We start from the raw sequence: 25,723 nt of genomic DNA, 5'->3' as shown, positions 1-25,723 counted from the left end.
CGTTTGGCGCATTTGTCCGCCTTGAGAAGCAAAAATGCCTAGCCCCTTTACGTTTTCGCTTCATCGCCGTAATGTGATATCAACAAACCGACCGGTCGGAAGAATGCCGGCGACAAAGAAGGCAAGGCAGGTGGGATGAGATGCATACCGGATTGAACCTGAACATCCAGAACTTGGGTCACGCCCAACCTGACCGGGAGGTCATGGCCGGCGAACTGCGGTATGCGCAGTTGGCGGAGAAGATGGGCTTCGACTCCCTGTGGATGCCGGAGCATCACTTCACTGACTACATGGTGACGCCGAATGTACCGCAGTTGCTGGCCTGGATCGCCGGTCAGACCGAGACGTTGCGCTTGGGGACTGCGGTCAGCGTGTTGCCGTGGCAGGACCCGATCCGCACCGCCGAATCATTCACCGTGCTCGACAATCTCACGCAGGGCCGTGCCCTTCTGGGCCTGGGTCGCGGGCTGGGACGGGTGGAATTCGATGCTTTCCGTCTGGAGATGGGCGAGTCGCGTCGGCGCTTCGTCGAGTACTCCGAAGCCATTCTGAACGCTCTCGAGACCGGCGTCATGGAGTACGACGGTGAACTCTACAAGCAACCGCGCTGCGAGATCCGCCCCGAACCTTACGCGTCATTCCAGGGGCGGACGTTCGCCTCGGCCGTCTCGCCCGAATCCATGGACATCATGGCGCGGCTCGGGGTGGGCCTGATGGTGATCGCTCAAAAGCCTTGGCCGACAGTTCAGAAGGACCTCGACACGTACCGTGCTCGCTACAACGAACTGCGTGGTGAGGAGCCGCCCAAACCCCTCATCATGATCTACGTCGGTGTCGGGGAAACCGAAGCTGAGGCGCAGGAGATGCGGGATCGATACCTCAAGGGCTACGCGCTGTCGACCGTCGGGCACTACGAGTTCGACAACGTCGGATTCGAGAAGATCGAGGGCTACGAGTACTACGGCAATCTGGCCCGCAACATCGAAAAGCACGGTGTGGACGGTTTCGCCAACTTCCTGGCCGATCTCCAGGTCTGGGGCACCCCCGACCAGGTGGTCGAAAAGCTGATTTCTTACGTCGATCGGATCGACGCCGGCGGGGTCGCCATCGTGCCGTCCTACGGCGGGATGCCGAGGGCCGTTGCCGACAAGAACTTCGACCTCATCTCCAAGCACGTGGTGCCCGCGCTCAAGGCTTACGACGTGGGCGGGGACCTCGGTGTCAAGTATGGAACCATGGTCGCCGCCGTGTCCTGATCGGCCGGCCACAATCGTCCGTTGCGCGCTTCGGTCTCGAATGCCCATCTGACGCAGCTCGTCGAGGTGGACGAAGAACGGTCGTGGATTTGCGCCGGTTGGTCGACCCCTTACCCGGGCACCGCGCCGTAGCGTCGTAGAGGAGGCCTTCGACAACGAAGACCGTCCGACCGAGGGGTAACACATGGCCCGCACTCTCGCCGAGGTCCACCGCGACTGTGGAACGACCCTGTCGAGCAAGGCATTCCAATTTACCGGCCGGGGTCCGGTATCGCGCGCAAGACCGATCGTTCTCCATGCGCCCGACCTGGCGACGGCGCAGCGCGAGCGCCGTAGGATCCGATCCTCCGTACCGGATTCGCCGTTGGTTCTACTCGAGATCGAAGCGGTCGTCGCCGAGACATATCCGCTCGCGCTCGCGAAGCTGGCGGGGTCCGGCAACGTGCCGGAAGCGTCGACGGTCCGTTATGTGGGAACCCCGATCGGCCTCGCCGGTTTGATCGCCGATGTCGCTGCTGCAGAGGTGGCCGACGGTGTCGTGATATCGCCGGTGCCGCGGTCGGACAGGCCCACGCTCATTCTGGAAGAAACCATCCCCTGGTTGCAGGAGCACGACCTGATGGGCGCCGTCGTCGACCTCAACGGCCGCTAGCAGCGCCGCGTCCGCACTGGACGAGCGGAATGGCGCCAACCGAGACACCGGTCATGGAGAAGGGCGGACGAGCGACGTGGATGTCGGACTCTTTCTGAACACGCAGTGGCGGCGGGAGGAGCGCGCGTCGGTCGACGACGTGACAGCCCAATCGCGGGGCGCGCGGGACGCGGGATTCACCTCGGTGTGGCTGCCGCATCACTACCTGACCGCGCCGATGCAGATGATGCAACCGTTCACGTTGCTCGGCTACCTGATCGCCGAAACCGGCGACATGCGGTTGGGCATGGACATCTTGATCCTGCCGTTGCTCAACCCGACGTTGGTCGCGGAGGAATGGGCGACACTCGACGTGCTCAGCGGAGGACGGGCCGTTCTCGGGGTCGGTCTCGGCTCCCGGCCGGAGGAATTCGAGGCCTTCGGAGTCTCGAGAACGCAGCGGGCGTCACGTATGTCCGAAAGCGTTCAGTTGATCCGGCGCCTCTGGACAGAGGACCGGGTGACGTTCTCCGGCAAGCACTATCAGGTGACGGATGCCGGCGTCGGGTTGCGATGCGTCCAGAAAGGCGGGCCACCGATCTACATCGCCGCCATGGCCGATGTCGCGATCGACCGGGCCGCACGATTGGGTGATGGATGGCTGATCGAGCCGATGGCCGCGCTACCGCAACTCGCAGAACAGGTTGCGGTGTACCGCAAGTCGTTGGCCGACGCAGGCAAGCCCGCGGAGTCACCGGCCGTGCTGACCCGGGAGTGCTATATCGGGTCGAGTCGCAAATCGGCGCTCGAGGAGTGCCGACCCGCGCTGCAGGCCAAGTACCAGGCGTATTCATCATGGGGGTCGGTGAGCGACTCGCGCGTCGATGAGGTCCTCAGCTTCGAGGAATATGCGGCCGACCGATTCCTGATCGGGGACGAGGCGTCGGTGGCCGACGAAATCGCCTGTTTTGCAGAGACTTTGGGTGTCGACCAGTTTCTCATGCGTACGCAGTGGCTCGGCCTGCCGATCGAACAGAGCGTGCGGACCATCGAGGCGCTCGGACGGATATTCGCCTGACCGAGGGCGATTCGCAGCGGCTGCGAGCGCTCTTGACGCACACGGTGCGTGTGCTAGATTCTCCCCATACCGACCGGTACGTAGGTGTCACGGTGAGCGCTCCGGATAACGGCCCGACTTCGTTGTCGGCCGTCGTCGCGAGAAGCTTGACTCACTGCCTGCGGCACCGTGACCCGGCGGCAGAGAGGAACATCCGTGCGAACGACATTGGTGCCCGCATCCGTGGGGACGACGGAGCTGCGCGAGCTACGCGCCGACGTTCGAGCCTTTCTGCGAGAGTCCATCGCCAACGGCGATTTCGTGCCCAAAGCCGATTCGTGGCAGTCCAGTATCGACATCGGTTTCAGCCGCCGCCTCGCCGAGCGGGGCTGGCTTGGCATGACCATTCCCATCGAGTACGGCGGACACGGCCGCACCGCACTGGAGCGGTTTGTCGTCACCGAGGAATTGCTGGCGCACGGCGCACCGGTTGCCGCCCACTGGATCGCTGATCGGCAGATGGCGCCCTCGATCCTCAGCCACGGCACCGAAGAGCAAAAGCACAAGTACCTGCCCGGCATCGCGCGGGGCGAACGCTTCTTCGGCATCGGCATGAGCGAGCCGGACTCCGGCTCCGATCTGGCGTCGGTGCGTACCCGAGCGATACAGGACGGCGACCGCTGGCGGGTCAGCGGCACCAAATTGTGGATGACGTCGGGGCACGTCGCCACCAACATGATCGTGCTCGTCCGCACCGACGAGGGTGAACGGCACCAGGGTCTGTCCCAGTTCGTGGTGGATCTGCCGAATCCTGGCATCACGGTCAACCCGATCATCACCGTCGACGGCGAGCACCACTTCAACGAAGTGGTCTTCGACGACGCCATCCTCGAAGCCGACGCGCTGCTGGGCATCCGCGGCGCGGGCTGGCGTCAGGTGACGGGGGAGCTCGCCACGGAACGATCGGGACCCGAACGCCTGCTGAGCCCCTTCCCGCTGCTCGCGGCGTGGGCGCGGGAAGTCGACGCCGAGGATGCGCCTGCGACGCTGGAGCTCGGCCGGCTGGTGTCCCGGTTGCTCGTCCTGCGGCAGATGTCGCTCGGCGTGGCACGTCAACTCGCCGCCGGCAAGCAGCCCGCCGTCGAAGCCGCCCTGGTCAAGGATCTGGGCACGACGTACGAAGGCGACCTGGTTGAGACGATCCGCCGCATGGCAATGACCGAACCCGGTAGTGGTACAACGCCTTTCGACAAACTTCTCGTCGACGGTGTCAGGCATACCCCCGCCTTCACCCTGCGTGGCGGCACGAATGAAGTTCTCCGCTCGATCGTCGCGAAGGGACTGGCGTGACCATGAACATGTCCGACACGCACGAACACCTCGAGGACCTTCGCGATACCGCGCGGGGAGTGGCCGCGACGCACCTCGCGGTCGACGCCCATCCGGATCCGTCGCTGGATCGCGGCCTCTGGGATGAGCTGGAAAAGCTCGGCTTCATCGGGCTGTGCGCACCCGAAGCCGTCGGGGGTTCCGACGGTGATCTCCTCGACGCCGCGACCGTCTTGGCCGAACTCACCACCGTGCGGGTTCCGTTCGCCGAGGCGGCGTTCGTCGCCGCGCCCGCCCTCGGCCAGGCGGGCGTCGACGTACCGAGTGGTCCGTTCACGGCCGCCCGAGCTGCGGTGACACTCGAGGATGGAGCGCTCAGCGGGCAGGCCGAACGTGTGCCGTTCGCGCGTGACTGCGAGTCACTGGTGCTGCTGGTGCCGGGTGCCCAGCCGGCATTGCACGTGATCTCGTTGAGCGCGGACGGAGTCACCGTCACCCCCGGGGAGAATCTCGCCAACGAGCCACGCGATCTGGTGACGCTGCAACACGTGACAGCGGTCGCGTCGGCTGACGTGTCGGAATCCGACGTCACGGCGTGGGAACTGCGTAGCGCCCTCGCGCGAGCCGTGTCGTCGGCCGGCGTCGCCGCAGCCATCGTGGATCAGACCGCGCAATACGTCTCCGAGCGCGTGCAATTCGGCCGGGCACTGATGAAGTTCCAGGTCGTTCAGCATGCCGTCGCCAGGATGGCGGCCGACGCCACGGCGATGCAGACCGCGGCGACGGCGGCGACGATGGCGATGCTCGAGGGCCCGGACTCCGCGGCGATGTTGGTGGCCGCGGCGAAGGCGGAGACCGCGATCCTATCGCGCCCGGTCACCGCGGCGGCCCATCAGGCACACGGTGCCATCGGCTTCACCCAGGAACACATCCTGGGCGCCCTGACCACCCGGCTCTGGGCGTGGCGCGAAGAGTACGGCAACGAACGGTACTGGCACCAGCGCCTGGGTGAGCTCGTTCGCGGGCAGGACCTGTGGCAACTGGTGACAGGACAGCAATAGCCGACGTGTCGGCACAGAAGAGAAGGAGTCCCCGCCTGTGAGTGACGAGGCGCGCGTAGATGTCAGCGTCGACAGCGGAATCGCCCGGCTGACGCTGAACAACCCGACCCGCAAGAACGCGATCACGCTGCCGATGACCGAGCAGATCGCCGACTTCTGCCACATGGTTGAGACCGACATGTCGATCGGCGCGGTGATTGTCGACTCCGCTGGCAACTACTTCTGCAGTGGCGCCGACACCCGCGACCTCGCGGCCTCGTCGGAGGCGCCGGCGTCGCAGGAAGCGGTGGCCCGCACCTCTGCGGTCTACGGGTCGTTCGTACGCGTCGGGATGCTGCCGGTGCCGACGATTTCGCTGGTCAAGGGCGGCGCGGTCGGCGCCGGACTGAACCTGGCGATGGCGACAGACATCATGCTCGTGACGCCGGATGCCGTGTTGGACAGCGGCTTTGTGGCTCGCAAGATCCACCCGGGCGGAGGCCACCTGCGGATGCTTGGCCGCTCGATGGGCTATCAGCAGGCTGCCGCCATGGCAATCTTCGGGGCGGCGCTCTCCGGTGCGGACGCCGTGGCCCGTGGCTTCGCGTGGGCTGCCGTGCCCGCCGACGAACTGCTCGACACCGCGCTCGGCCTGTGTCGCCTGCCGGCGGCGGATCCCGAATTGGCCCGTCGGGTCAAGCAATCGGCGACGATCGAACTGGATTCGGGCATGTCCTGGGCGGCCGCGGTCGAGGTCGAGCGGGGCGTGCAGATGTGGTCGCTTGGTCGCAAGGGCTCGAAGGCCTGGGCCGACAAGCCGGCCATACCCACGCCCGGACAGTAATGCCGGGGGCCGCCTCGCCGGAGTCAAGGTGTTGGGCGTCTCCGGCCCGTACGGCACGCTCCAACTCGCGTCCTCGGCGCGGACGGTAAATGGACATCAAGGACCACGCGCGAGTCCTCGATGATCTGATCAGCGCCGCTGACTCCCTCTTGCGCAAGATGCAGTTGCCACCCGCCGAGCGTGTGGGCATCTCACCGGAACGACACCATCAGGCGCTGGGCGGGCTGGCGTAGTTACAGAGGCAGCGGCGCGACCCGACCTTTGTCGCCTTCGTTCCGGCGTTGGGGTACAACTGGCGTGGCCTGATGCGGTCGGCATACCGACGGTTGTACCGGACGGCAGACAGCGGCATATCGGTGGTTGTCTACCACTTGGAGCGCCGGCGCCGCCCTGGACAGTCTCCGCAGCACCGCCGACCGGTTGAACTATGAGCCGGCTGACCTCACCGACCAGGTAAACCACGACGTACGCGTCGTCGCCGTGCCGTCTTCGGCGAGTCCGCTCAGCCCGCATTGGTTCACCCTCTACGGATTCACTCGACCGGAGGAGTACGGAGGAATCGAAGCCTTCGTCGAGTGGCGTGTGACGCCTCGCACTGCGCCACCGAGCTACTCTGTGGCCGCCTTCCCGTCTACCGTTGAGACGGGCTGGCCGGTTCAGGCTTTGAGCCCGTCGATCAAGATGTCGGCGAACATCTCGCCGATCTGCCGTGGCGACATGTCTCCGTCGGGCCTGAGCCAGGTGTGGCTCCACGAGCACATCCCGATGATTCCGAACGCCAGTAGGCGCGGCGGACCAGAATCTTTGAAGACGCCCGATCGGACCCCCCGCTCGATGATTTCGACAACGCACCGCTCGAACTCGTCGCGCTTGGCGAGGACATCCTCGAAGCCTTCGCCGGACAAGCGCCTGAGTTCATGCATGAAGACCGAGATCTCGGACTTGTATACCTCCATCGGCTCCATCAGCACCGTTATCACGAGCTCCCTGAGCAGGACGTCTGCCGGATCGTCCCGCGCCAACACCTCGCGCACCAACTCGAGCTGATAGTCGACCGAGGTGTCGTGTACCTGCTGGAGCAGGTCTTCCTTGCTGTCGAAGTAGTAGTAAAAAGCGCCCTTCGTGCGGTTGGCGTCGTCGACCACCTGCTGCACCGACGTCGCATCGTAGCCCTGTTGGGCGAACAGCTTCACCGCGCTGCTCAGCAGCGCGGCTCGCGTCGCGTCGGGATCGCGCACATGCGGCGTCGTACCGGTTCGCTTACCGCGCGCTTTGGGCATGCTTCCTCCATCCCGACTATCCAGGTTACTCAAGTTAACATTCCTATCGGTCGGAACGGTCCCTGGCGCGGGCCGGACTCCTTGTCGCCGCCGATGATCCGACCCCGAAAACGACACGCGCATCCTGGGGAACACACGGACACGAGTTCGTGGGTCAGCTGGTGCTGGGTACCAGGTGGATGGTTTGTGGTCGTTCGACCCGATGGTGTACGTGATCTCGCCGAATCTGCTTCCGCAGGGCGACCTCCTGGTCACCGACGCATGGGACGGTGACCGGTGCCGGTGGGGGGTGCTACTGCGGCCGTTCGCTGGGTTGATCTGACTGGACCGGGGGCGATCACCGCCTATGGAAAGCAGTGGAATATGAACCGAGCCAACGGATCCGACGTCTCGTTGAGGCATTGGTGACGGTGGGACGCCTTCCCCGACGGGTGTTCCCGCTGGACCGCTGGGGGCTCACCCACGAGTGGAACCACTCCGGGCGCTCAGTGTGGTGTGGCTATTGTGTGCAGGTTGTCCGATCGACGTCAGTGTTGTTGGGCCCGCCTAGACTCGGCTGCGTGCTCATTGGTTCTCACGTCCACGGTGACGATCCCCTCGCTGCTGCCCAGGCCGACGGCGCCGACGTGGTGCAGTTCTTCCTCGGCAATCCGCAGAGCTGGAAGAAGCCCAAGCCGCGTGAGGACGCCGAGACCCTGAAGGCTTCGCCCATCCCGATCTATGTGCACGCGCCGTATCTGATCAACGTGGCCTCGGCCAACAACCGGGTCCGCATCCCGTCGCGCAAGATCCTGCAGGACACGTGCGACGCGGCCGCCGACGTCGGCGCCGCCGCGGTGATCGTGCACGGCGGCCACGCCGACGACAACGACATGGACGCCGGCTTCGAACGCTGGGTCAAGGCACTGGACTACCTCGAGACCGACGTGCCGGTGTATCTGGAGAACACCGCCGGCGGGGACCACGCGATGGCCCGCCACTTCGACACCATCGCCCGGCTGTGGGACCACATCGGCGACAAGGGCATCGGTTTCTGCCTGGACACCTGCCACGCCTGGGCCGCCGGTGAGGCGCTGATCGACGCCGTCGACAGGATCAAGGCGATCACCGGCCGCATCGACCTGGTGCACTGCAACGACTCCCGCGACGCGGCCGGCTCGGGCGCGGACCGTCACGCCAACTTCGGCTCCGGCCAGATCGACCCGCAACTGCTGGTCGCCGTGGTCGAAGCCGCGGACGCGCCGGTGATCTGTGAGACCTCCGACGAGGGCCGCAAGGACGATATCGCCTTCCTGCGCGAGCACGTGCGCTGAGCTTGCGCTTGGTCACACTTCGGTAGCCAAACGGACCGTGAACGAAATCCTGCCCGGTGGTTAATTAGGCTTACGCCGGGAATTCCCCGCTCCCGCGACGAAAGGCCGTTGGGTGTCCGTTGACGAGGCGTCTCCCGCGCCGACGCACGTCGTCAGTGACCCCGAGCTCCTCGTCGACCGCCGCGCCCGCTGGCTGCGGATGCTTCGGTGGGCGGCGTTGATCGCCTGGGCAGCGGTGGTCACCCACCGGACGATCACCGACGGGTTGGCGTTCAACCGCGAGCTGCTGCTGCTCTACATCGCCACCGGTCTGCTGGCTGCAAGCATCGGGCAGGGCCGGCGGATGCTCTACGTTATCCGGGACTGGCTGCCGTTCGCGCTGGTGCTGATCGCCTACGACCTCAGCCGCGGCGCCGCGACGATGGTCGGCCGGCCGACGCTGTGGCATTGGCAGGCCGACGCCGACCGATGGATGTTCTTCGGGGTCATGCCGACGGTGTGGCTGCAGGAACGGCTGAAGGAGCCGACCCCGCCGTGGTGGGAAGTCGTCATCAGCAGCGTCTACATGTCGTTCTTCATCCTTCCGTACGTGGTCGCCGCCGTGCTGTGGCTGCGCAACCGCGAAGAGTGGAAGGCGTTCGTCCGGCTGTTCGTCGGGCTGAACTTCGCGGCGCTGATCGTCTACGTCCTGCTGCCGGCCGCTCCGCCGTGGGCGGCGGCCCGATGCACCGCCGTCGACGTGGAGGGGGGACCGTCTGATCCGAAGTGCATGTTCCGGTCGGCGCGCGGTGTTCCCGACGGCGGCATCCTCGGTGCGATGCAGACGCATCTGGACGGCGCGAACCCGTGGATCGAAAGGATCGTGGGGCGCGGCTGGGGCAAGCTCAACCTGCATTCGGCGACCGCGCTGCTCGACCAGGGGCAGGCCAGCGTCAACCTGGTGGCGGCCATCCCGTCGCTGCACGCCGGCATGACGGCGGCGATCGCGGCGTTCCTGTGGCACCGCGCGCACCGGGGGTGGCGCCCGCTGCTGGTGGCCTACGTGCTGGTCATGGCGTTCACGCTGGTGTACACCGCCGAGCACTATGTCGTGGACATCCTGCTGGGGTGGGCGTTCGCGGCGGCCGCGGTGATCGTCTTGAACCGCTACGAGCGCCGCCGAAAGCGGCGGACCAACGCTATTACAGAATCTTGTGCAACCGTCGCCAAGGTGTAACAGTGAGGTATGGACACCCACGCCGTCACCAACCAGGTCCCTCCGCTGGAGGACTTCAACCCGGCCGCGTCGCCGGTGCTGGCCGAGGCGCTGATCCGCGAGGGCGGCGACTGGGGCGTCGACGAGGTCACCGAACTGGGCGCGCTCGGTGGCAGCCGACGCGCGCAGCGTTGGGGTGAGCTGGCGGACCGTCACCGGCCCGTGCTGCACACCCACGACCGCTACGGCCACCGCATCGACGAAGTCGAGTACGACCCCGCCTACCACGAGCTGATGACGGCCGCGATCGGTCACGGTCTGCACGCCGCGCCGTGGGCCGACGACCGTGCCGGCGCGCACGTGGTGCGCGCGGCCAAGATGTCGGTGTGGACGCCCGAACCCGGGCACGTCTGCCCGATCTCGATGACGTACGCGGTGGTGCCGGCGCTGCGCCACAACCCGGACCTCGCCGCGGTCTACGAGCCGCTGCTGACCAGCCGCGTCTACGACCCGGAACTGAAGCCGGCCACCGCGAAGGCCGGCATCACCGCCGGCATGTCGATGACCGAGAAGCAGGGCGGATCCGACGTCCGCGCGGGGACCACCCAGGCGGTACCCGCCGGCGACGGCAGCTACCGGCTCACGGGGCACAAGTGGTTCACCTCCGCGCCGATGGGCGACATTTTCCTGGTGCTTGCCCAGGCTCCGGGCGGCCTCAGCTGCTTCCTCCTGCCACGCGTGCTGCCCGACGGCACCCGCAACCGGATGTTCCTGCAGCGCCTCAAGGACAAACTCGGCAACCACGCCAACGCGTCCAGCGAGGTCGAATACGACGGCGCCACCGCATGGTTGGTCGGCGAAGAAGGCCGCGGCGTGCCGACGATCATCGAGATGGTCAACCTGACCCGGCTGGACTGCACGCTCGGCAGCGCGACGAGCATGCGCAACGGGCTGATGCGGGCCATGCACCACGCCCAGCACCGCAGCGCATTCGGCGCGTATCTGCTCGATCAACCGTTGATGCGCAACGTGCTGGCCGATCTGGCGGTCGAAGCCGAGGCGGCGACGATGCTCGCCATGCGCATGGCCGGCGCCACCGATCGCGCCATCCGCGGCGACGAACGCGAAACCCTGCTGCGCCGCATCGGTCTGGCCGCGGCCAAGTACTGGGTGTGCAAGCGCGCCACCCCGCACGCGGCCGAGGCGATGGAATGCCTGGGCGGTAACGGCTACGTCGAGGATTCGGGCATGCCGCGGCTGTACCGCGAGGCGCCGTTGATGGGCATCTGGGAGGGGTCGGGCAACGTCAGCGCGTTGGACACGTTGCGCGCCATGGCCACTCGCCCGGAGTGCATCGAGGTGCTGTTCGACGAGCTGGCCGCGGTCGCGGGACACGACGCACGGCTCGATGCACACGTCGAGGCGCTGCGACCGCAGCTGACCGACCTCGACAACATTCAGTACCGCGCTCGCAAGGTCACCGAGGACATCGCCTTGGCGCTGCAGGGTGCACTGATGGTGCGCCACGGCCATCCGGCGGTGGCCGAGGCGTTTCTTTCGAGTCGGCTCGGCGGTCAGTGGGGTGGCGCGTATGGCACGTTGCCGACCGGGCTGGACCGGGCGCCGATTCTGGAACGCGCGCTCGTCAAGGGCTGATCAATGCGGATGACGGCGCGCTCAGTGGTGCTCAGCGTGCTGCTCGGCGCTCACCCCGCGTGGGCAACCGCGGCCGAATTGGTCGCTCTCACCGCTGATTTCGGCCTGCGCGACTCCACCGTGCGCGTAGCGTTGACCCGCATGGTCGCTGCCGGGGACCTGGTCCGCTCCGATGACGGCTACCGGCTCTCCGACCGGTTGCTGGCCCGGCAGCGCCGCCAGGACGACGCGCTCGACCCGCGCCGACGTGCCTGGGACGGCACGTGGGCCGCGCTGGTGGTCACCAGCGTCGGCGCGGACGCCCGCACCCGCGCCGGACTGCGGAACACGCTGCAGGACAGCCGTTTCGGTGAACTGCGCGAGGGGTTCTGGCTGCGGCCGGACAACCTCGAAATCGAGCTCGGCGACGACGTCGCCGCGCACGTGCGGGTGATGAGCGTCCGCGACGACGACCCCGTCGGGCTGGCGGCGCAACTGTGGAATCTGTCGGGCTGGGCCGATCACGGTACCCGGCTGTTGGTCGAAATCGCTGAGGCACAGGACATTCCCGGGCGGTTCCTGGTCGCCGCCGCAATCGTGCGGCATCTGCTCACCGATCCGGTACTGCCCGACGAGCTGTTGCCGCAGGCGTGGCCGGGGGAGCGGCTGCGCACCGCGTACCAGGATTTCGCCGCCGAACTGGTGGCGCGACGAGATGCACTGAGATTGGTGGAGGCGACGTGAGCGGTGGAGTGCGAGTGGAGAAGAGCGGTCCGGTCACCACGGTGATCATGAACCGGCCGCTCGCCCGCAACGCGGTCAACGGACCAGCAGCGGCAGAGCTGCACGCGGCGTTCGACGACTTCGACCGCGACGACTCGGCGTCGGTTGCGGTGCTATGGGGCGACAACGGGACGTTCTGTGCCGGTGCCGACCTGAAGGCGTTCGGCACGCCGGAGTCCAACCCTGTGCACCGCACCGGGCCGGGCCCGATGGGGCCGAGCCGCATGGAGTTGTCCAAACCGGTCATCGCCGCGGTGAGCGGTTACGCCGTCGCCGGCGGCCTGGAACTCGCGTTGTGGTGCGATCTGCGGGTCGTCGAACAGGACGCGGTACTCGGCGTGTTCTGCCGCCGGTGGGGCGTGCCGTTGATCGACGGCGGCACCGTCCGGTTGCCGCGGCTGATCGGGCACAGCCGCGCGATGGACCTGATCCTGACCGGCCGCGCTGTCCACGCCGACGAGGCGCTCGCGATCGGCCTGGCCAACCGGGTGGTGCCCACCGGCGAAGCCCGCGAGCGTGCCGAGGAACTGGCCGCGCAACTGGCGGCGCTGCCGCAACAGTGCCTGCGCGCCGACCGCATGTCCACGCTGAACCAGTGGGGCCTTCCCGAACGTCAGGCCATGGACTTCGAGTTCGGCAGCCTGTCGAAGGTTGCTGCGGAATCCCTCGAGGGCGCGGCGCGGTTCGCCGGCGGCGCCGGCCGTCACGGGGCGCCGGCTTAGCCGGCGGCGGAGAGGATTTGGTCGACGGCGATGTCGGAGCCATCGCTACGGCGAATGCCCTCGCCCATCCGCTGCGCGGCCGTGCGGTAGCGGTCGGTGCGGAGCATGGTCTCGACGGCGGCCCGAATCCGTTTCACCGGCGCGTGTTTGCCCAGGAGCAGTCCGGCGCCGACATCGCGCAGAGCTGCGCCCACCGCCTTCTGGTCGATCAGCGGATTGGCCGGCAGCACGATCTGGGGCACCGAGAACGACAGCGCCCGCATCGCCGTGCTGTGCCCGCCGTGACCGATCACCAGCGAAGCGGTCGACAGTACTTCGTCGTGGTCCAGCCATGGGTACACCTCGGCGTTGGCCGGCACCCGAAGCCCCGACGCGTCGATGCCCGGTCCGACCGTCACCGTGGCCGCCAGCGGGAGTGGAGCCACCGCATCGAGGATGCGCTGCAGCATCTGAGGTTGCCCGGCGAAGGCATTGGTGCTCAGACTGATCAGAACCTGCGGTGTCGCCGCAGGGGTGGATTCGCGCGGCGCGCCCTGCCAGACCACGCCGGTGTGGCACACCCCCGGGTTCCCGCGCACCGGGTCGAGGTCGGCACGTGCCGAAACAACCTGTACGACACCGCGGTGCTGGGCGGCCAGCGGGTCGATGCCGCGCATCCGCAGCGCCCAGCCGACGGGCCCCGCGGCCAGGTCCTGCACGGCGCGATAGAAGCAGTGCACGAAAACGACGGTGGGAAGGCCGGAGTCGATGACGTCGTTGATCGCGGCGACCAGGATCATGTCGACCACCACGACATCGGCACGGTGGCGGCGGGCCGCTTCCCTCACGCACGGACCGATCTGCCGGTCTGCAGCCACCCGCGTGAAGTCGGCCATCATCGCGGCCAGTCGACGCTGCGCGGTCGGGTCGAGATGCGTGCCTGCCGTGAAAGGTTCGAAGGGAAAGCCTGCGGCTTCGATCCGCTCTCGCAACCCGCGGTGGCCGATCACCCGGATGTTCGCGCCGCGATCACGGAGTGCCTTCGCGACGGCCAGTTGCGGAGCGACATTTCCACCGCCGTCGACCATCGCGAAGAGGACGTTCATCGCCTGTGAACGTACGGCATTCAGCCCTTGCTGATGCTGTTGTTGTTGCCGGTGTCGTTGACCTGCGGCTCACCGTCGCGGTAGGTGACAGTGTTGTTCAACCCGACCACCGACAGCTCGCTGTCCACCCGGTCGAACGTGATCCTGTTGTCCGAACCGCCGATGTTGACGTTGGCGCACGTGCCGATGACCGTCAGCGTGTTGTTGGAGCCGCCGACGTTCAGGGACTTGCCGTCGGCGCAGTCGATCTCGGTGGTGGTGCCGAAAGATCCGTAGTTGATGGTGTTGCCGATCTCGATCTGCGCGCCCGAGGTGCCCGCCGTGGCGGTCGGGGTGTTGGTGTCCTCGCTGGTCGCGCCGCAACCCGTCAGTGTCAGTGCCAGCGCCGACAGCGCGGCAATTCCATACCGACGTAGAACCATGTCACGCGGGTACCCGATTGATCCGGTTTGTCATCCCCAGTTCCCGTCCGCGGTCCCACACGATCGGCTCGCCCGACTTGTAGAACACGGTCTGGTTGAACCCGTAGACGGTGATGTCGTTGACGACGTGGTCGGCCACGACGGTGTTGTACGACCCCTGAACCGTCACCGCCCAGCAGTTGCCCAGGACGTTGACCTGATTGTTCGCGCCGTTGACGAACACCGTGGCGTTGTTGCACTCGATGGTCTCCACGAGTCCGACGCCGGTGATGTGGGTATCCCCGTTGATGGCCGACGCCGTCGGGGCCGAGCACACCGCCGCAACAGCCAGCGCACCCACGGTGAGCAACCGTCCTGCCGACGTCGACTTCATGGTGAGAGCCTACGACGGCACGAGATGCCGAGGCTAGGTGCTCTCGGTAGCGTGAGCGGTGATGATGCGACGACGTGTCGGTGGCGTTTTGCTCGCGGTGGTGGCCACCGCGGCGGGCGGGGTTGCCTGCGCGCAGACGATCGACGGCGTCGCGCAGCGCGACGACGCGGCCACCGACGCGGCCCGCAGCTACGGCTACGTCGACGACAACTGCGGTCTGCTGGACGACTCGTCGGTCCAGGCGACCCTGGAGGCCAACGAGCTGACCCGGCCCTACAGCGGAGCGGTGTGCCAGTACGTGGTCTTGCGCGGAGCCGAACCGGTGACCCTCGACGTGACGTTCTCCTGGTTCGAGACCGGGGTGCTCGAGCGCGAACGCTCGCTGGCCGAGCAGCGCGGCGCCGTCGTCACCGACCTCGACGTGGAGCGGCGCCAAGCCTTTGCGGCGCGACGCGACATCACCGGCGCGGCGTGCTCGGCGACCGCTTCCGCCGGATCCGGGGTGGTCAGCTGGTGGGTGCAGTACCGCGATCGCGACGCCGGGGAGCCGTGCGTCGACGCCGAGAAACTGCTGACGGCCACGCTGCGCTCGGACATGTGACGTGCCCGTCGACAGGGCCCTGGGCATCGCCGCCATCTGTCTGGTCCTCGCCGGTTGCGCCGGGGAGGAGCCGCCGGCCGAGTCGACCTCGGCCTCCGGAAGCGGATTCGTCAGCCAGGACTGCAACGGCATCACCGACGCCGACATCGACGACGCGGTCGGCATGCCGATGTACCAGCAGGCGGTGGTCTCCGACGCCGGGTGCTTCTGGCAGGAGGACACCATGATCGGCACCGTCGGCGTCGGCATGGGCATCTCCACGTGGTGGTACCGCGGCAGCGACATGGACACCGAGCGGGAACTCGAGTCCACGGCCGGCCGCACCCTGGTCGAGTTGTCGATCGACGGCAACAAGGGATTCAAGGCCTACGACGACACCGCGTGCAGCATCTACGTCGCCAAGGGACGCGACGTCATCACGTGGTCGATCCAGACGCTGAATTCCGCGACGTTGCCAGATCTGTGCTCGATCGTCGAGGATCTCGCACAACTGTCCCAACAGCGGGTGAACTAGAGTCTCTCGCTGGCCCAGCGGGGGCCGCTGAGGACGATACGAGGGGGACGCGGACATGGCAGCTCGGCCGCCGCGTTCGGCGAAGCTGAGTCGCGACTCCATCGTCAACGCCGCCCTGACGTTCCTGGACCGCGAGGGCTGGGACGCGTTGACCATCAACGCGCTGGCCAATCAGCTCGGCACCAAGGGGCCGTCGCTGTACAACCACGTGCACAGCCTCGACGATCTCCGCCGAACCGTCCGGATGCGGGTGGTCGGCGACATCATCGACATGCTCAACAACGTCGCGCAGGGCCGCACCCCCGACGACGCCGTCGCGGTCATGGCCGGCGCCTATCGCAGCTACGCCCACCACCACCCGGGCCGGTACTCCGCGTTCACCCGGATGCCCCTCGGCGGCGACGACCCCGAGTTCACCGAAGCCACCCAGGCCGCCGCCGCACCCGTCATCGCGGTGCTCTCCGCGTACGGTCTGGATCAGGAGTCCGCGTTCTACGCCGCGCTGGAGTTCTGGTCGGCCATGCACGGGTTCGTGCTGCTGGAGATGACCGGGGTGATGGCCGGGATCGACACTGACGTGGTGTTCACCGACATGGTGATGCGTCTGGCCGCCGGCATGCGGTCCAGGTAGGAGATCTCGCAGGTCAACGGGTTTTGTCGAGGTCGACCACCCTGGTATTGTGGACCGTCGTGCCTGGCAGATAGGGCGCTTGCGGTTCTTGGTTGTCTTCAAGATCCATGAGCTGGAGCCTGCACTCCGGGCCAATTTGCATGTCCTCCGTCGTAGATGACTCGGGAATTGCCCCGAGATGCGCGGCTGGCCGCATGCGACACGCCCGGCCGCGGGGTAAGCGGCGAGGGTGTAACTGCAGGACAGAGAACTTCAGAAGAGCGAAGCAACACAGAAAGCCGGTACATGCCAACCATCAACCAGCTGGTCCGTAAGGGTCGCCACGACAAAGCCGGAAAGGTGAAGACCGCGGCCCTCAAGGGCAGCCCGCAGCGTCGCGGCGTGTGCACCCGCGTGTACACCACGACCCCGAAGAAGCCGAACTCGGCGCTTCGGAAGGTCGCCCGTGTGCGTCTGACCAGTGGTGTCGAGGTCACGGCATACATCCCCGGCGAGGGTCACAACCTGCAGGAGCACTCGATGGTGCTGGTGCGTGGTGGTCGTGTGAAGGACCTGCCCGGTGTGCGCTACAAGATCATCCGCGGGTCGCTGGACACCCAGGGTGTCAAGAACCGGAAGCAAGCCCGCAGCCGCTACGGCGCGAAGAAGGAGAAGAGCTGATGCCGCGCAAGGGACCCGCGCCCAAGCGTCCGTTGGTCAACGACCCCGTCTACGGGTCGCAGCTGGTCACCCAGCTGGTCAACAAAGTTCTGCTGGACGGGAAGAAATCGTTGGCCGAACGCATTGTTTACGGTGCGCTCGAACAGGCTCGCGAGAAGACGGGCACCGACCCCGTGGTCACGCTGAAGCGGGCCATGGACAACGTCAAGCCCTCGCTGGAGGTCCGTAGCCGCCGTGTCGGTGGTGCCACGTACCAGGTCCCCGTCGAGGTCCGTCCGGACCGGTCCACCACGCTGGCTCTGCGCTGGCTGGTCAACTTCTCCAAGCAGCGTCGCGAGAAGACGATGATCGAGCGCCTGGCCAACGAGATCCTCGATGCCAGCAACGGCCTGGGTGCCGCCGTCAAGCGACGCGAAGACACCCACAAGATGGCCGAAGCCAACCGGGCCTTCGCGCACTACCGCTGGTGATTGCTCGGAACACGCAAGGCTGACAAAGCAACTACCAAGCGAAAGAGAAGACTTCTGTGGCACAGAAGGACGTGCTGACCGACCTGAACCGGGTCCGCAACATCGGCATCATGGCTCACATCGATGCCGGCAAGACGACGACGACCGAGCGCATCCTGTACTACACCGGCGTCAACTACAAGATCGGTGAGACGCACGACGGCGCTTCCACCACCGACTGGATGGAACAGGAGCAGGAGCGCGGCATCACCATCACCTCCGCCGCGGTGACCTGCTTCTGGAACGACAACCAGATCAACATCATCGACACCCCCGGCCACGTCGACTTCACCGTCGAGGTGGAGCGCTCGCTGCGCGTCCTGGACGGCGCCGTGGCCGTGTTCGACGGCAAAGAGGGCGTGGAGCCGCAGTCCGAGCAGGTCTGGCGTCAGGCCGACAAGTACGACGTGCCGCGCATCTGCTTCGTCAACAAGATGGACAAGCTGGGTGCGGACTTCTACTTCACCGTGCGCACCATCGAGGAGCGTCTGGGTGCCACCCCGCTGGTGATCCAGCTGCCCATCGGCGCCGAGAACGACTTCATCGGCATCATCGACCTGGTCGAGATGAAGGCCAAGGTCTGGCGCGGCGAGACCGCCATGGGTGAGAAGTACGAGGTCGAGGACATCCCGGCCGACCTGGCCGACAAGGCCGAGGAGTACCGCACCAAGCTGCTCGAGACGGTCGCCGAGACCGACGAGGCTCTGCTCGAGAAGTACTTCGGTGGCGAAGAGCTCACTGTCGACGAGATCAAGGGCGCGATCCGCAAGCTCACCGTGAGCAGCGAGCTGTACCCGGTGCTGTGCGGCAGCGCGTTCAAGAACAAGGGCGTGCAGCCCATGCTCGATGCCGTCATCGACTACCTGCCGTCGCCGCTGGACGTCGAGTCCGTGCAGGGCCACGTGCCGGGCAAGGAAGACGAGGTCATCACCCGCAAGCCGTCGGTCGACGAGCCGTTCTCGGCGCTCGCGTTCAAGATCGCGGTGCACCCGTTCTTCGGCAAGCTGACTTACGTCCGCGTGTACTCGGGCACCGTCGAGTCGGGCTCGCAGGTCGTGAACTCGACCAAGGGCAAGAAGGAGCGCCTCGGCAAGCTCTTCCAGATGCACGCCAACAAGGAGAACCCTGTCGAGCGTGCGTCGGCCGGCCACATCTACGCGGTCATCGGTCTGAAGGACACCACCACCGGTGACACGCTGTCCGATGCCAACGAGCAGATCGTCCTGGAATCCATGACGTTCCCGGATCCGGTCATCGAGGTCGCGATCGAGCCCAAGACCAAGAGCGACCAGGAGAAGCTGGGCACGGCCATCCAGAAGCTGGCCGAAGAGGACCCGACGTTCAAGGTGCACCTGGACCAGGAGACCGGCCAGACCGTCATCGGCGGTATGGGCGAGCTGCACCTGGACATCCTGGTGGACCGTATGCGTCGCGAGTTCAAGGTCGAGGCCAACGTCGGCAAGCCGCAGGTGGCCTACCGCGAGACCATCAAGCGCAAGGTCGAGAAGGTCGAGTACACCCACAAGAAGCAGACGGGTGGCTCGGGTCAGTTCGCGAAGGTGCTCATCGATCTGGAGCCGTTCTCCGGCGAGGACGGTGCCACCTACGAGTTCGAGAACAAGGTCACCGGTGGCCGTATCCCGCGCGAGTACATCCCGTCGGTGGATGCCGGTGCGCAGGACGCCATGCAGTACGGCGTGCTGGCCGGCTACCCGCTGGTGAACCTGAAGGTCACCCTGCTGGACGGCGCTTTCCACGAGGTCGACTCGTCGGAAATGGCGTTCAAGGTGGCCGGCTCTCAGGTGCTGAAGAAGGCCGCGCAGGCCGCGCAGCCGGTCATCCTGGAGCCCATCATGGCCGTCGAGGTCATCACGCCCGAGGACTACATGGGCGACGTGATCGGCGACCTGAACTCCCGCCGTGGTCAGATTCAGGCCATGGAGGAGCGGAGCGGTGCTCGTGTCGTCAAGGCGCAGGTTCCGCTGTCGGAGATGTTCGGCTACGTCGGCGACCTCCGGTCGAAGACCCAGGGCCGGGCGAACTACTCCATGGTGTTTGACTCGTACGCCGAGGTTCCGGCGAACGTGTCGAAGGAGATCATCGCGAAGGCGACCGGACAGTAAGCCCGGTCGGTTCGCGGGGACCACAACTGAAGAAACCAAACCTGCTTTAACCAAAGCACCAACACAGTCCAGGAGGACAACACAGTGGCGAAGGCGAAGTTCGAGCGGACGAAGCCGCACGTCAACATCGGGACCATCGGTCACGTTGACCACGGCAAGACCACCACGACTGCAGCAATCACCAAGGTTCTGCATGACAAGTTCCCCGATTTGAACGAGTCGCGCGCATTCGACCAGATCGACAATGCGCCCGAGGAGCGTCAGCGCGGTATCACGATCAACATCTCCCACGTGGAGTACCAGACCGACAAGCGGCACTACGCCCACGTGGACGCCCCCGGTCACGCTGACTACATCAAGAACATGATCACCGGTGCCGCCCAGATGGACGGCGCGATCCTGGTGGTCGCCGCCACTGACGGCCCGATGCCGCAGACCCGTGAGCACGTGCTGCTCGCCCGCCAGGTCGGCGTGCCCTACATCCTGGTCGCGCTGAACAAGGCCGACATGGTCGACGACGAGGAGCTCATCGAGCTCGTCGAGATGGAGGTCCGCGAACTGCTGGCGTCCCAGGAGTTCGACGAGAACGCTCCGGTCATCCCGATCTCGGCGCTCAAGGCGCTCGAGGGTGACCCGAAGTGGGTCAAGTCGATCGAGGACCTCATGCAGGCCGTCGACGACTCCATCCCGGATCCGGTCCGTGAGACCGACAAGCCGTTCCTGATGCCCGTCGAGGACGTCTTCACCATCACCGGCCGCGGCACCGTGGTCACCGGTCGTGTGGAGCGCGGCGTGGTCAACGTGAACGAGGAAGTCGAGATCGTCGGCATCCGCGAGGAGACCACCAAGACCACCGTCACCGGTGTCGAGATGTTCCGCAAGCTGCTCGATCAGGGCCAGGCCGGCGACAACGTCGGTCTGCTGCTCCGCGGCATCAAGCGTGAGGACGTCGAGCGTGGCCAGGTTGTGGTCAAGCCCGGCACCACCACGCCGCACACCGAGTTCGAGGGCAGCGTCTACATCCTGTCCAAGGACGAGGGTGGCCGCCACACGCCGTTCTTCAACAACTACCGTCCGCAGTTCTACTTCCGCACCACGGACGTGACCGGTGTTGTGACCCTGCCCGAGGGCACCGAGATGGTGATGCCCGGTGACAACACCGACATCTCCGTCAAGCTGATCCAGCCCGTCGCCATGGACGAGGGCCTGCGCTTCGCGATCCGCGAGGGCGGCCGTACCGTCGGCGCCGGCCGGGTTACCAAGATCATCAAGTAGGCTCGCCTACGTGATCATCAAGTGATCTGACTCAGTACCGCGAAGCGGCGCTCACCTTCGGGTGGGCGCCGCTTTCGTTTTCGTCGGATCCTGTAACGCGTCGTCGCAGCGGCGCGATGTTCTGGTCGACGGTCGTCGAGGGGTCGGCCGGGAAGTGAAGTCAAAGTTGTCTCATCGCAAGAATGGCATCGCGGCGCTCGCCGCTGTCGTGGGCGCTGCTGCCATCGCAGGGTTCAGTGCCGGCGCAGCCTCGGCTCAGCCGGCCTGTCCCGACGTCCACCTGATCGGCGCTGCCGGATCCGGAGAACGCGCCGGGGACATCACCGCCGACGGCGGCATGGGCCGCGTCGTCTACAAGTCCTACCGGGACCTTGCGGGCATGTTGGCGCAGGACGGCCGCACCATCACCGCCGAGGCCGTCACCTATCCCGCGACCCCGGTACCCGAGGACGGCGGCATCCTCGATTGGGCTGGGTTCATGGACAGCGTCGACACCGGCGTGGAGGCGCTCGAACAGCAGTATCAGGCGTTCGTCGCGCAGTGCCCCACCACCCAGGTGGTGCTGGCCGGGTATTCCCAGGGCGCCATGGTGGTGCACCGCAATCTTCACGCCCTCGACGCGAGCCCGAACCTGGCCGCGGCGTTGCTGGTGGCTGACGGGGATCGGCTGCCGGCGGATCCGACGATCAACCTCGGCTCGGTGACCGCCGTACCGGGGGCCGGTAAGGGCGTCGCCCAGGACTGGCCGATCCTGGCCCATGCGCCGGCTCCGTTGCCGGTGACGGTCGGGATGCGCACGATCAGCGTCTGCGATCTGGGTGACGCGGTCTGCGATTACGACCCGGACGCCGAGGACGAGATGAACCCGGCCGCGGTCGCCGTGCACACCAGCTACGCGCGCAATGGCGCGTCGATGGATTCGTGGACGGTTCCGCTGTATCAGCTCGTGGCCTCCCGCATCGGCGCGGCGCCCGTGGCGCCGACGGCTCCGGTAGCCATGGCCGCCGGCTGACGATTCCCCGGCGAAGAGCCACTGCCGCAGCAATAATGCTGCTCATGTCGACGTTCTGGCGGTACGTGCGGATTCAGCTTTTCGTGCTGCTGTGCGGAATCGTCGGCCCGATCTTCCTCGTCATCTTCTTCGCCAGCGGCGCGGACCCGCTGCTGGGCTGGATGTTCTGGACGGGCCTGCTCGTCACCGCGGTCGATGTGTTGATTGCGCTGGCGCTCACCGGTTTCCGCGCCCACAAGGACGCGCGGACCGCGCAGCTGGAAGCTGACGGAGTGCTGGCTCTGGCGCACGTGACCGCGATTCACGACACCAACACCCGGATCAACGATCAACCGTTGGTCAAGCTCGACCTGCACGTGTCGGGCCCGGGCATCACGCCGTTCGCCACTCAGGACAGCGTCGTCGCCTCGGTCAGTAGGTTGCCGATGATCACCAGCCGAAGGCTGGTCGCACTCGTCGACCCGGCCACCAGCGACTACCAGATCGACTGGGACCGAAGCGCTTTGGTCAGCGGCATGGCACCGGCGACGTTCACCGTCGCCGAGGATGGCCTGACTCACGATCTGACCGGACAGGCCGAGCCGCTGATGGAGATACTGCAGGTCCTCAAGTCGCACGGCATCAGCATGGACAGCATGGTGGATCTGCGGTCGAATCCTGCTGCGCGCCAACAGGTGCAGGCCATCGTGCGGCACGCCGCGAATCAGCATGTGGCACCGGTGCCCGCACCGGTCGCGCCGTCTGCCGAGCCGACGACCGCCGAACGGTTGCAACGCCTCGAGACGCTCCGCGCGACGGGGACGATCACCGACGCCGAGTACACGGCCAAGCGCGCCGAGATCATCGCAGAGCTGTAAATCGTTCGATCTTGATTTCCGGTTGTCCGACGTCGCCGGCGCTCTAGGGGGACAAAGGAGTTTGGTCCGCTGCTCTACATGAAGGCGCGACGGGAGCGTGGCCTGCGAGGTTCACCGTCGCAGAAGCCGCGAGAACCACGGTGTCACCAAGTACCTGATGCCGCCGCTGCCCCACACCCTCGACACCCGGGACGACTTGGAGCGTCAGCAGTGGGAACGCAGCACCCATACAAACGTGCCCAATCATCAGGGGCCCACTGGATGGGACGGATTCCTAGAACGCGTTCTAGTTCGGCTGTTAGCCTGTGCCGGTGAGCACTGGTGCACCATTGGAAGGCCGCGTCGCACTGATCACCGGTGCTGCCCGCGGGCAGGGCCGGGCGCATGCGGTCCGGCTGGCCGACGACGGCGCGGACATCATCGCCATCGACGTGTGTAAGCCGGTGTCGGAGACCGTCACCTACCCGATGCCGACGTCCGACGACCTGGCGGAGACGGTCGCGCTCGTCGAGCAGACGGGTCGCAAGGTTCTCGCGCGTGAGGTCGACGTCCGCGACCTTGCCGCGCAGCAGGACGTCGTGTCCGCCGGGATCGAGCAGTTCGGCCGCCTCGACATCGTGGTCGCCAACGCCGGAATCCTCAGTTGGGGCCGTATCTGGGAGATGTCGGAGTCGCAGTGGGACGACGTCATCGACGTCAACCTCAACGGCACCTGGCGCACCATCAAAGCCGCGGTGCCGGCGATGATCGAGGCCGGTAACGGCGGCTCGATCATCATCGTGAGCTCGTCGGCCGGATTGAAGGCCACCCCGGGTAACGCCCACTACGCCGCGTCCAAGCACGGCCTCGTCGCGCTCACGAACGCGCTGGCGCTCGAGGCCGGGGAGTACGGGATCAGGGTCAACTCGATTCACCCGTATTCGATCAATACGCCGATGATCGAGCCCGAGGCAATGGCCGAGATGTTCACCAAGCATCCGACGTACCTGCACAGCTTCGCTCCGATGCCGTTGAAGCCGGTTGCGCGCGAAGGAAAGCCGGGGTTGCAGGAATTCATGGCGGTGGAAGAGGTGGCGGACGTGGTGGCCTGGCTGGCCGGCGACGGTTCGATGACCATTTCCGGTTCGCAGATCGCCGTCGACCGCGGCGTCATGAAGTACTGACCGTTCCGGGTCGATGCTGAGCACCCACATGTGGGGTGGCGCACAACCGTGCGTGCTCATCGTGTAAAAAGCCCACGTGAGCACTTCAGAGGGGCCGAGTGGCCAGAACGGTGTCGTGATCGTCGGCGGCGGACTGGCCGCGGCGCGCACAGCCGAGCAACTGCGACGTTCCGAGTACAGCGGACCGGTCACCATCGTCAGCAACGAGGACCATCTGCCGTACGACCGGCCACCGCTGTCGAAGGAAGTGCTGCGCGCCGAGACCGACGACGTGACGCTCAAGCCGGCGGAGTTCTACGCCGAGAACGACATCACCGTGCTGCTGGGCAACGGCGCGCGCTCGGTGGACACCGCAGCCCAGACGCTGACACTGAACGACGGCACCCAGCTGCCCTACGACGAGCTGGTCATCGCGACCGGGCTTGTGCCCAAGCGCATTCCGTCGTTCCCCGACCTGCCCGGCATCCATGTCCTGCGCGACATCGACGAGAGCATGGCGCTGCGCAAGGAGGCGGCCACCGCCAAGCGCGCGGTCGTGATCGGCGCCGGCTTCATCGGGTGTGAGGTGGCCGCGAGCCTGCGCAAGATGGGTGTCGAGGTGGCGCTGGTGGAGCCGCAGCCGACACCGCTGGCGTCGGTGCTGGGGGAGCAGATCGGCGCGCTGATCACCCGCCTTCACCAGGCCGAGGGTGTCGACGTGCGCTGCGGGGTCGGGGTTGCCGGTGTCGAGGGCGACGACCGGGTCCGCAAGGTCACGCTGAGCGACGGCGCCGAGCTGGACGCCGACGTGGTGATCGTCGGCATCGGCTCGCGCCCGAACACCGAGTGGCTCGAGGGAAGCGAGATCGCCGTCGACAACGGTGTGGTGTGCGACGACGCCGGACGGACGAGCGCGCCGCACGTGTGGGCCATCGGTGACGTGGCGTCCTGGCGTGACCACATCGGCGGACAGGTCCGTGTCGAGCACTGGAGCAACGTGGCCGACCAGGCCCGCGTGCTCGTTCCGACCATGCTGGGCCAGCAGCCGGCGGCGGCGGTGACGGTTCCGTACTTCTGGAGCGACCAGTACGACGTCAAGATCCAGGCTCTGGGTGAGCCGGAGGCCACCGACACCGTGCACATCGTCGAGGACGACGGCCGCAAGTTCCTGGCCTACTACGAACGCGACGGTGTGGTGGTCGGCGTGGTCGGCGGTGGTTTCCCGGGCAAGGTCATGAAGACCCGCAACAAGATTGCGCAGGGCGCGAAGATCTCCGAACTGATCGGATAGTTGATTCGGTGAGCGGTACGCCTTCCACAGCAAGAGCGTTTCGACCAGTGAATCTGGCGCCGGCAGAGACCTAAAAGCGCCCTGACAAGCCCTATCCACAACTTTCCAGCAGTAGCCACGGTTATCCACAGCCCGGGAAAATC

28 protein-coding genes are annotated in these 25,723 nt (G+C 66.4%); 24 read left to right on the top strand and 4 right to left on the bottom strand.

Annotated elements, in window-relative coordinates:
• Positions 1-140: 140 nt before the first annotated feature.
• The 7 genes from ACQI46_RS01170 (at position 141) to ACQI46_RS01140 (ending at position 6,390) form a co-directional block, all read left to right on the top strand.
• Positions 141-1,256 (top strand): LLM class flavin-dependent oxidoreductase, encoded by a 1,116-nt coding sequence (locus ACQI46_RS01170; protein WP_427092108.1) that lies wholly within the window; start codon positions 141-143, stop codon positions 1,254-1,256.
• 184 nt (positions 1,257-1,440) lie between these two features.
• Positions 1,441-1,908 carry a hypothetical protein gene (locus ACQI46_RS01165; RefSeq protein ID WP_427092107.1) on the top strand — a complete coding sequence of 156 codons (468 nt, stop codon included), beginning with the start codon at positions 1,441-1,443 and terminating at the stop codon, positions 1,906-1,908.
• Between the two features lie 76 nt (positions 1,909-1,984).
• Positions 1,985-2,965, top strand: coding sequence for an LLM class flavin-dependent oxidoreductase (locus ACQI46_RS01160; RefSeq protein ID WP_427092106.1), 981 nt, complete (start codon positions 1,985-1,987; stop codon positions 2,963-2,965).
• Between the two features lie 195 nt (positions 2,966-3,160).
• Entirely contained in the window at positions 3,161-4,294 is a 1,134-nt protein-coding gene (locus ACQI46_RS01155; protein WP_427092105.1) for an acyl-CoA dehydrogenase family protein, read from the top strand.
• Between the two features lie 2 nt (positions 4,295-4,296).
• Positions 4,297-5,334, top strand: coding sequence for an acyl-CoA dehydrogenase family protein (locus ACQI46_RS01150; RefSeq protein ID WP_427092768.1), 1,038 nt, complete (start codon positions 4,297-4,299; stop codon positions 5,332-5,334).
• Positions 5,335-5,371: 37 nt separating this feature from the next.
• A complete protein-coding gene (locus ACQI46_RS01145) occupies positions 5,372-6,157 on the top strand; it encodes an enoyl-CoA hydratase-related protein (protein WP_427092104.1) in 786 nt (261 codons plus the stop codon).
• Between the two features lie 89 nt (positions 6,158-6,246).
• Entirely contained in the window at positions 6,247-6,390 is a 144-nt protein-coding gene (locus ACQI46_RS01140; protein ID WP_427092103.1) for a hypothetical protein, read from the top strand.
• A 423-nt stretch (positions 6,391-6,813) separates the two neighbouring features.
• On the opposite strand, the gene ACQI46_RS01135 is transcribed toward ACQI46_RS01140, so the two are convergent.
• Positions 6,814-7,395, bottom strand: coding sequence for a TetR/AcrR family transcriptional regulator (locus tag ACQI46_RS01135; protein WP_427092102.1), 582 nt, complete (start codon positions 7,393-7,395; stop codon positions 6,814-6,816).
• 226 nt (positions 7,396-7,621) lie between these two features.
• Here ACQI46_RS01135 and ACQI46_RS01130 point away from each other — a divergent pair, with 226 nt between their 5' ends.
• The 6 genes from ACQI46_RS01130 (at position 7,622) to ACQI46_RS01105 (ending at position 13,085) form a co-directional block, all read left to right on the top strand.
• Entirely contained in the window at positions 7,622-7,759 is a 138-nt protein-coding gene (locus ACQI46_RS01130; RefSeq protein WP_427092101.1) for a hypothetical protein, read from the top strand.
• A gap of 238 nt (positions 7,760-7,997) precedes the next feature.
• On the top strand, positions 7,998-8,750 hold the full coding sequence (locus ACQI46_RS01125; RefSeq protein ID WP_427092100.1) for a deoxyribonuclease IV: 753 nt from the start codon (positions 7,998-8,000) through the stop codon (positions 8,748-8,750).
• 199 nt (positions 8,751-8,949) lie between these two features.
• On the top strand, positions 8,950-9,966 hold the full coding sequence (locus tag ACQI46_RS01120; protein ID WP_427092767.1) for a phosphatase PAP2 family protein: 1,017 nt from the start codon (positions 8,950-8,952) through the stop codon (positions 9,964-9,966).
• A gap of 9 nt (positions 9,967-9,975) precedes the next feature.
• Complete coding sequence (locus ACQI46_RS01115; protein ID WP_427092099.1) at positions 9,976-11,601, top strand: acyl-CoA dehydrogenase family protein; 1,626 nt, start codon at positions 9,976-9,978, stop codon at positions 11,599-11,601.
• Between the two features lie 9 nt (positions 11,602-11,610).
• The gene (locus ACQI46_RS01110; protein ID WP_427092098.1) at positions 11,611-12,324 is read left to right on the top strand and encodes a PaaX family transcriptional regulator C-terminal domain-containing protein; all 714 of its coding nucleotides are present in this window, start codon (positions 11,611-11,613) and stop codon (positions 12,322-12,324) included.
• Entirely contained in the window at positions 12,321-13,085 is a 765-nt protein-coding gene (locus tag ACQI46_RS01105; protein ID WP_427092097.1) for a crotonase/enoyl-CoA hydratase family protein, read from the top strand. Before ACQI46_RS01110 ends, ACQI46_RS01105 begins: the two co-directional genes overlap by 4 nt.
• On the opposite strand, the gene ACQI46_RS01100 is transcribed toward ACQI46_RS01105, so the two are convergent.
• Genes ACQI46_RS01100 through ACQI46_RS01090 form a run of 3 tightly spaced genes read right to left on the bottom strand, consistent with a single transcriptional unit; the run spans position 13,082 to position 14,965 of the window.
• A complete protein-coding gene (locus ACQI46_RS01100) occupies positions 13,082-14,170 on the bottom strand; it encodes a glycosyltransferase (protein ID WP_427092096.1) in 1,089 nt (362 codons plus the stop codon). The genes ACQI46_RS01105 and ACQI46_RS01100 overlap by 4 nt on opposite strands.
• 20 nt (positions 14,171-14,190) lie before the next feature.
• On the bottom strand, positions 14,191-14,592 hold the full coding sequence (locus ACQI46_RS01095) for a DUF3060 domain-containing protein (protein ID WP_427092095.1): 402 nt from the start codon (positions 14,590-14,592) through the stop codon (positions 14,191-14,193).
• Position 14,593: 1 nt separating this feature from the next.
• The gene (locus ACQI46_RS01090) at positions 14,594-14,965 is read right to left on the bottom strand and encodes a DUF3060 domain-containing protein (RefSeq protein ID WP_427092094.1); all 372 of its coding nucleotides are present in this window, start codon (positions 14,963-14,965) and stop codon (positions 14,594-14,596) included.
• 64 nt (positions 14,966-15,029) lie between these two features.
• Between ACQI46_RS01090 and ACQI46_RS01085 the strand changes: the two genes are divergently transcribed.
• From ACQI46_RS01085 to ACQI46_RS01035, 11 genes are all read left to right on the top strand, one after another.
• Positions 15,030-15,566 (top strand): DUF3558 domain-containing protein, encoded by a 537-nt coding sequence (locus ACQI46_RS01085; protein WP_427092766.1) that lies wholly within the window; start codon positions 15,030-15,032, stop codon positions 15,564-15,566.
• 1 nt (position 15,567) lies between these two features.
• A complete protein-coding gene (locus ACQI46_RS01080) occupies positions 15,568-16,080 on the top strand; it encodes a DUF3558 domain-containing protein (RefSeq protein WP_427092093.1) in 513 nt (170 codons plus the stop codon).
• Positions 16,081-16,135: 55 nt separating this feature from the next.
• The gene (locus ACQI46_RS01075; RefSeq protein WP_427092092.1) at positions 16,136-16,711 is read left to right on the top strand and encodes a TetR/AcrR family transcriptional regulator; all 576 of its coding nucleotides are present in this window, start codon (positions 16,136-16,138) and stop codon (positions 16,709-16,711) included.
• Positions 16,712-16,996: 285 nt separating this feature from the next.
• Positions 16,997-17,371, top strand: coding sequence for a 30S ribosomal protein S12 (gene rpsL / locus ACQI46_RS01070; RefSeq protein WP_427092091.1), 375 nt, complete (start codon positions 16,997-16,999; stop codon positions 17,369-17,371).
• Complete coding sequence (gene rpsG / locus ACQI46_RS01065; RefSeq protein ID WP_427092090.1) at positions 17,371-17,841, top strand: 30S ribosomal protein S7; 471 nt, start codon at positions 17,371-17,373, stop codon at positions 17,839-17,841. The genes rpsL and rpsG overlap by 1 nt, the downstream gene beginning before the upstream one ends.
• 56 nt (positions 17,842-17,897) lie before the next feature.
• Positions 17,898-20,003 carry an elongation factor G gene (gene fusA, locus ACQI46_RS01060; protein ID WP_427092089.1) on the top strand — a complete coding sequence of 702 codons (2,106 nt, stop codon included), beginning with the start codon at positions 17,898-17,900 and terminating at the stop codon, positions 20,001-20,003.
• An 84-nt stretch (positions 20,004-20,087) separates the two neighbouring features.
• On the top strand, positions 20,088-21,278 hold the full coding sequence (gene tuf, locus ACQI46_RS01055; RefSeq protein ID WP_427092088.1) for an elongation factor Tu: 1,191 nt from the start codon (positions 20,088-20,090) through the stop codon (positions 21,276-21,278).
• Between the two features lie 166 nt (positions 21,279-21,444).
• A complete protein-coding gene (locus ACQI46_RS01050) occupies positions 21,445-22,290 on the top strand; it encodes a cutinase family protein (RefSeq protein WP_427092087.1) in 846 nt (281 codons plus the stop codon).
• Positions 22,291-22,334: 44 nt separating this feature from the next.
• Positions 22,335-23,147, top strand: coding sequence for an SHOCT domain-containing protein (locus ACQI46_RS01045; protein ID WP_427092086.1), 813 nt, complete (start codon positions 22,335-22,337; stop codon positions 23,145-23,147).
• A 329-nt stretch (positions 23,148-23,476) separates the two neighbouring features.
• The gene (locus ACQI46_RS01040) at positions 23,477-24,310 is read left to right on the top strand and encodes a mycofactocin-coupled SDR family oxidoreductase (protein WP_427092765.1); all 834 of its coding nucleotides are present in this window, start codon (positions 23,477-23,479) and stop codon (positions 24,308-24,310) included.
• Positions 24,311-24,386: 76 nt separating this feature from the next.
• Positions 24,387-25,580, top strand: coding sequence for an NAD(P)/FAD-dependent oxidoreductase (locus tag ACQI46_RS01035; RefSeq protein WP_427092085.1), 1,194 nt, complete (start codon positions 24,387-24,389; stop codon positions 25,578-25,580).
• Positions 25,581-25,723 lie beyond the last annotated feature (143 nt).

It is taken from the genome of Mycobacterium sp. SMC-4 (assembly GCF_050205565.1).
Taxonomy (GTDB): domain Bacteria; phylum Actinomycetota; class Actinomycetes; order Mycobacteriales; family Mycobacteriaceae; genus Mycobacterium.
This window is presented reverse-complemented; position numbering and strand designations above follow the sequence as displayed.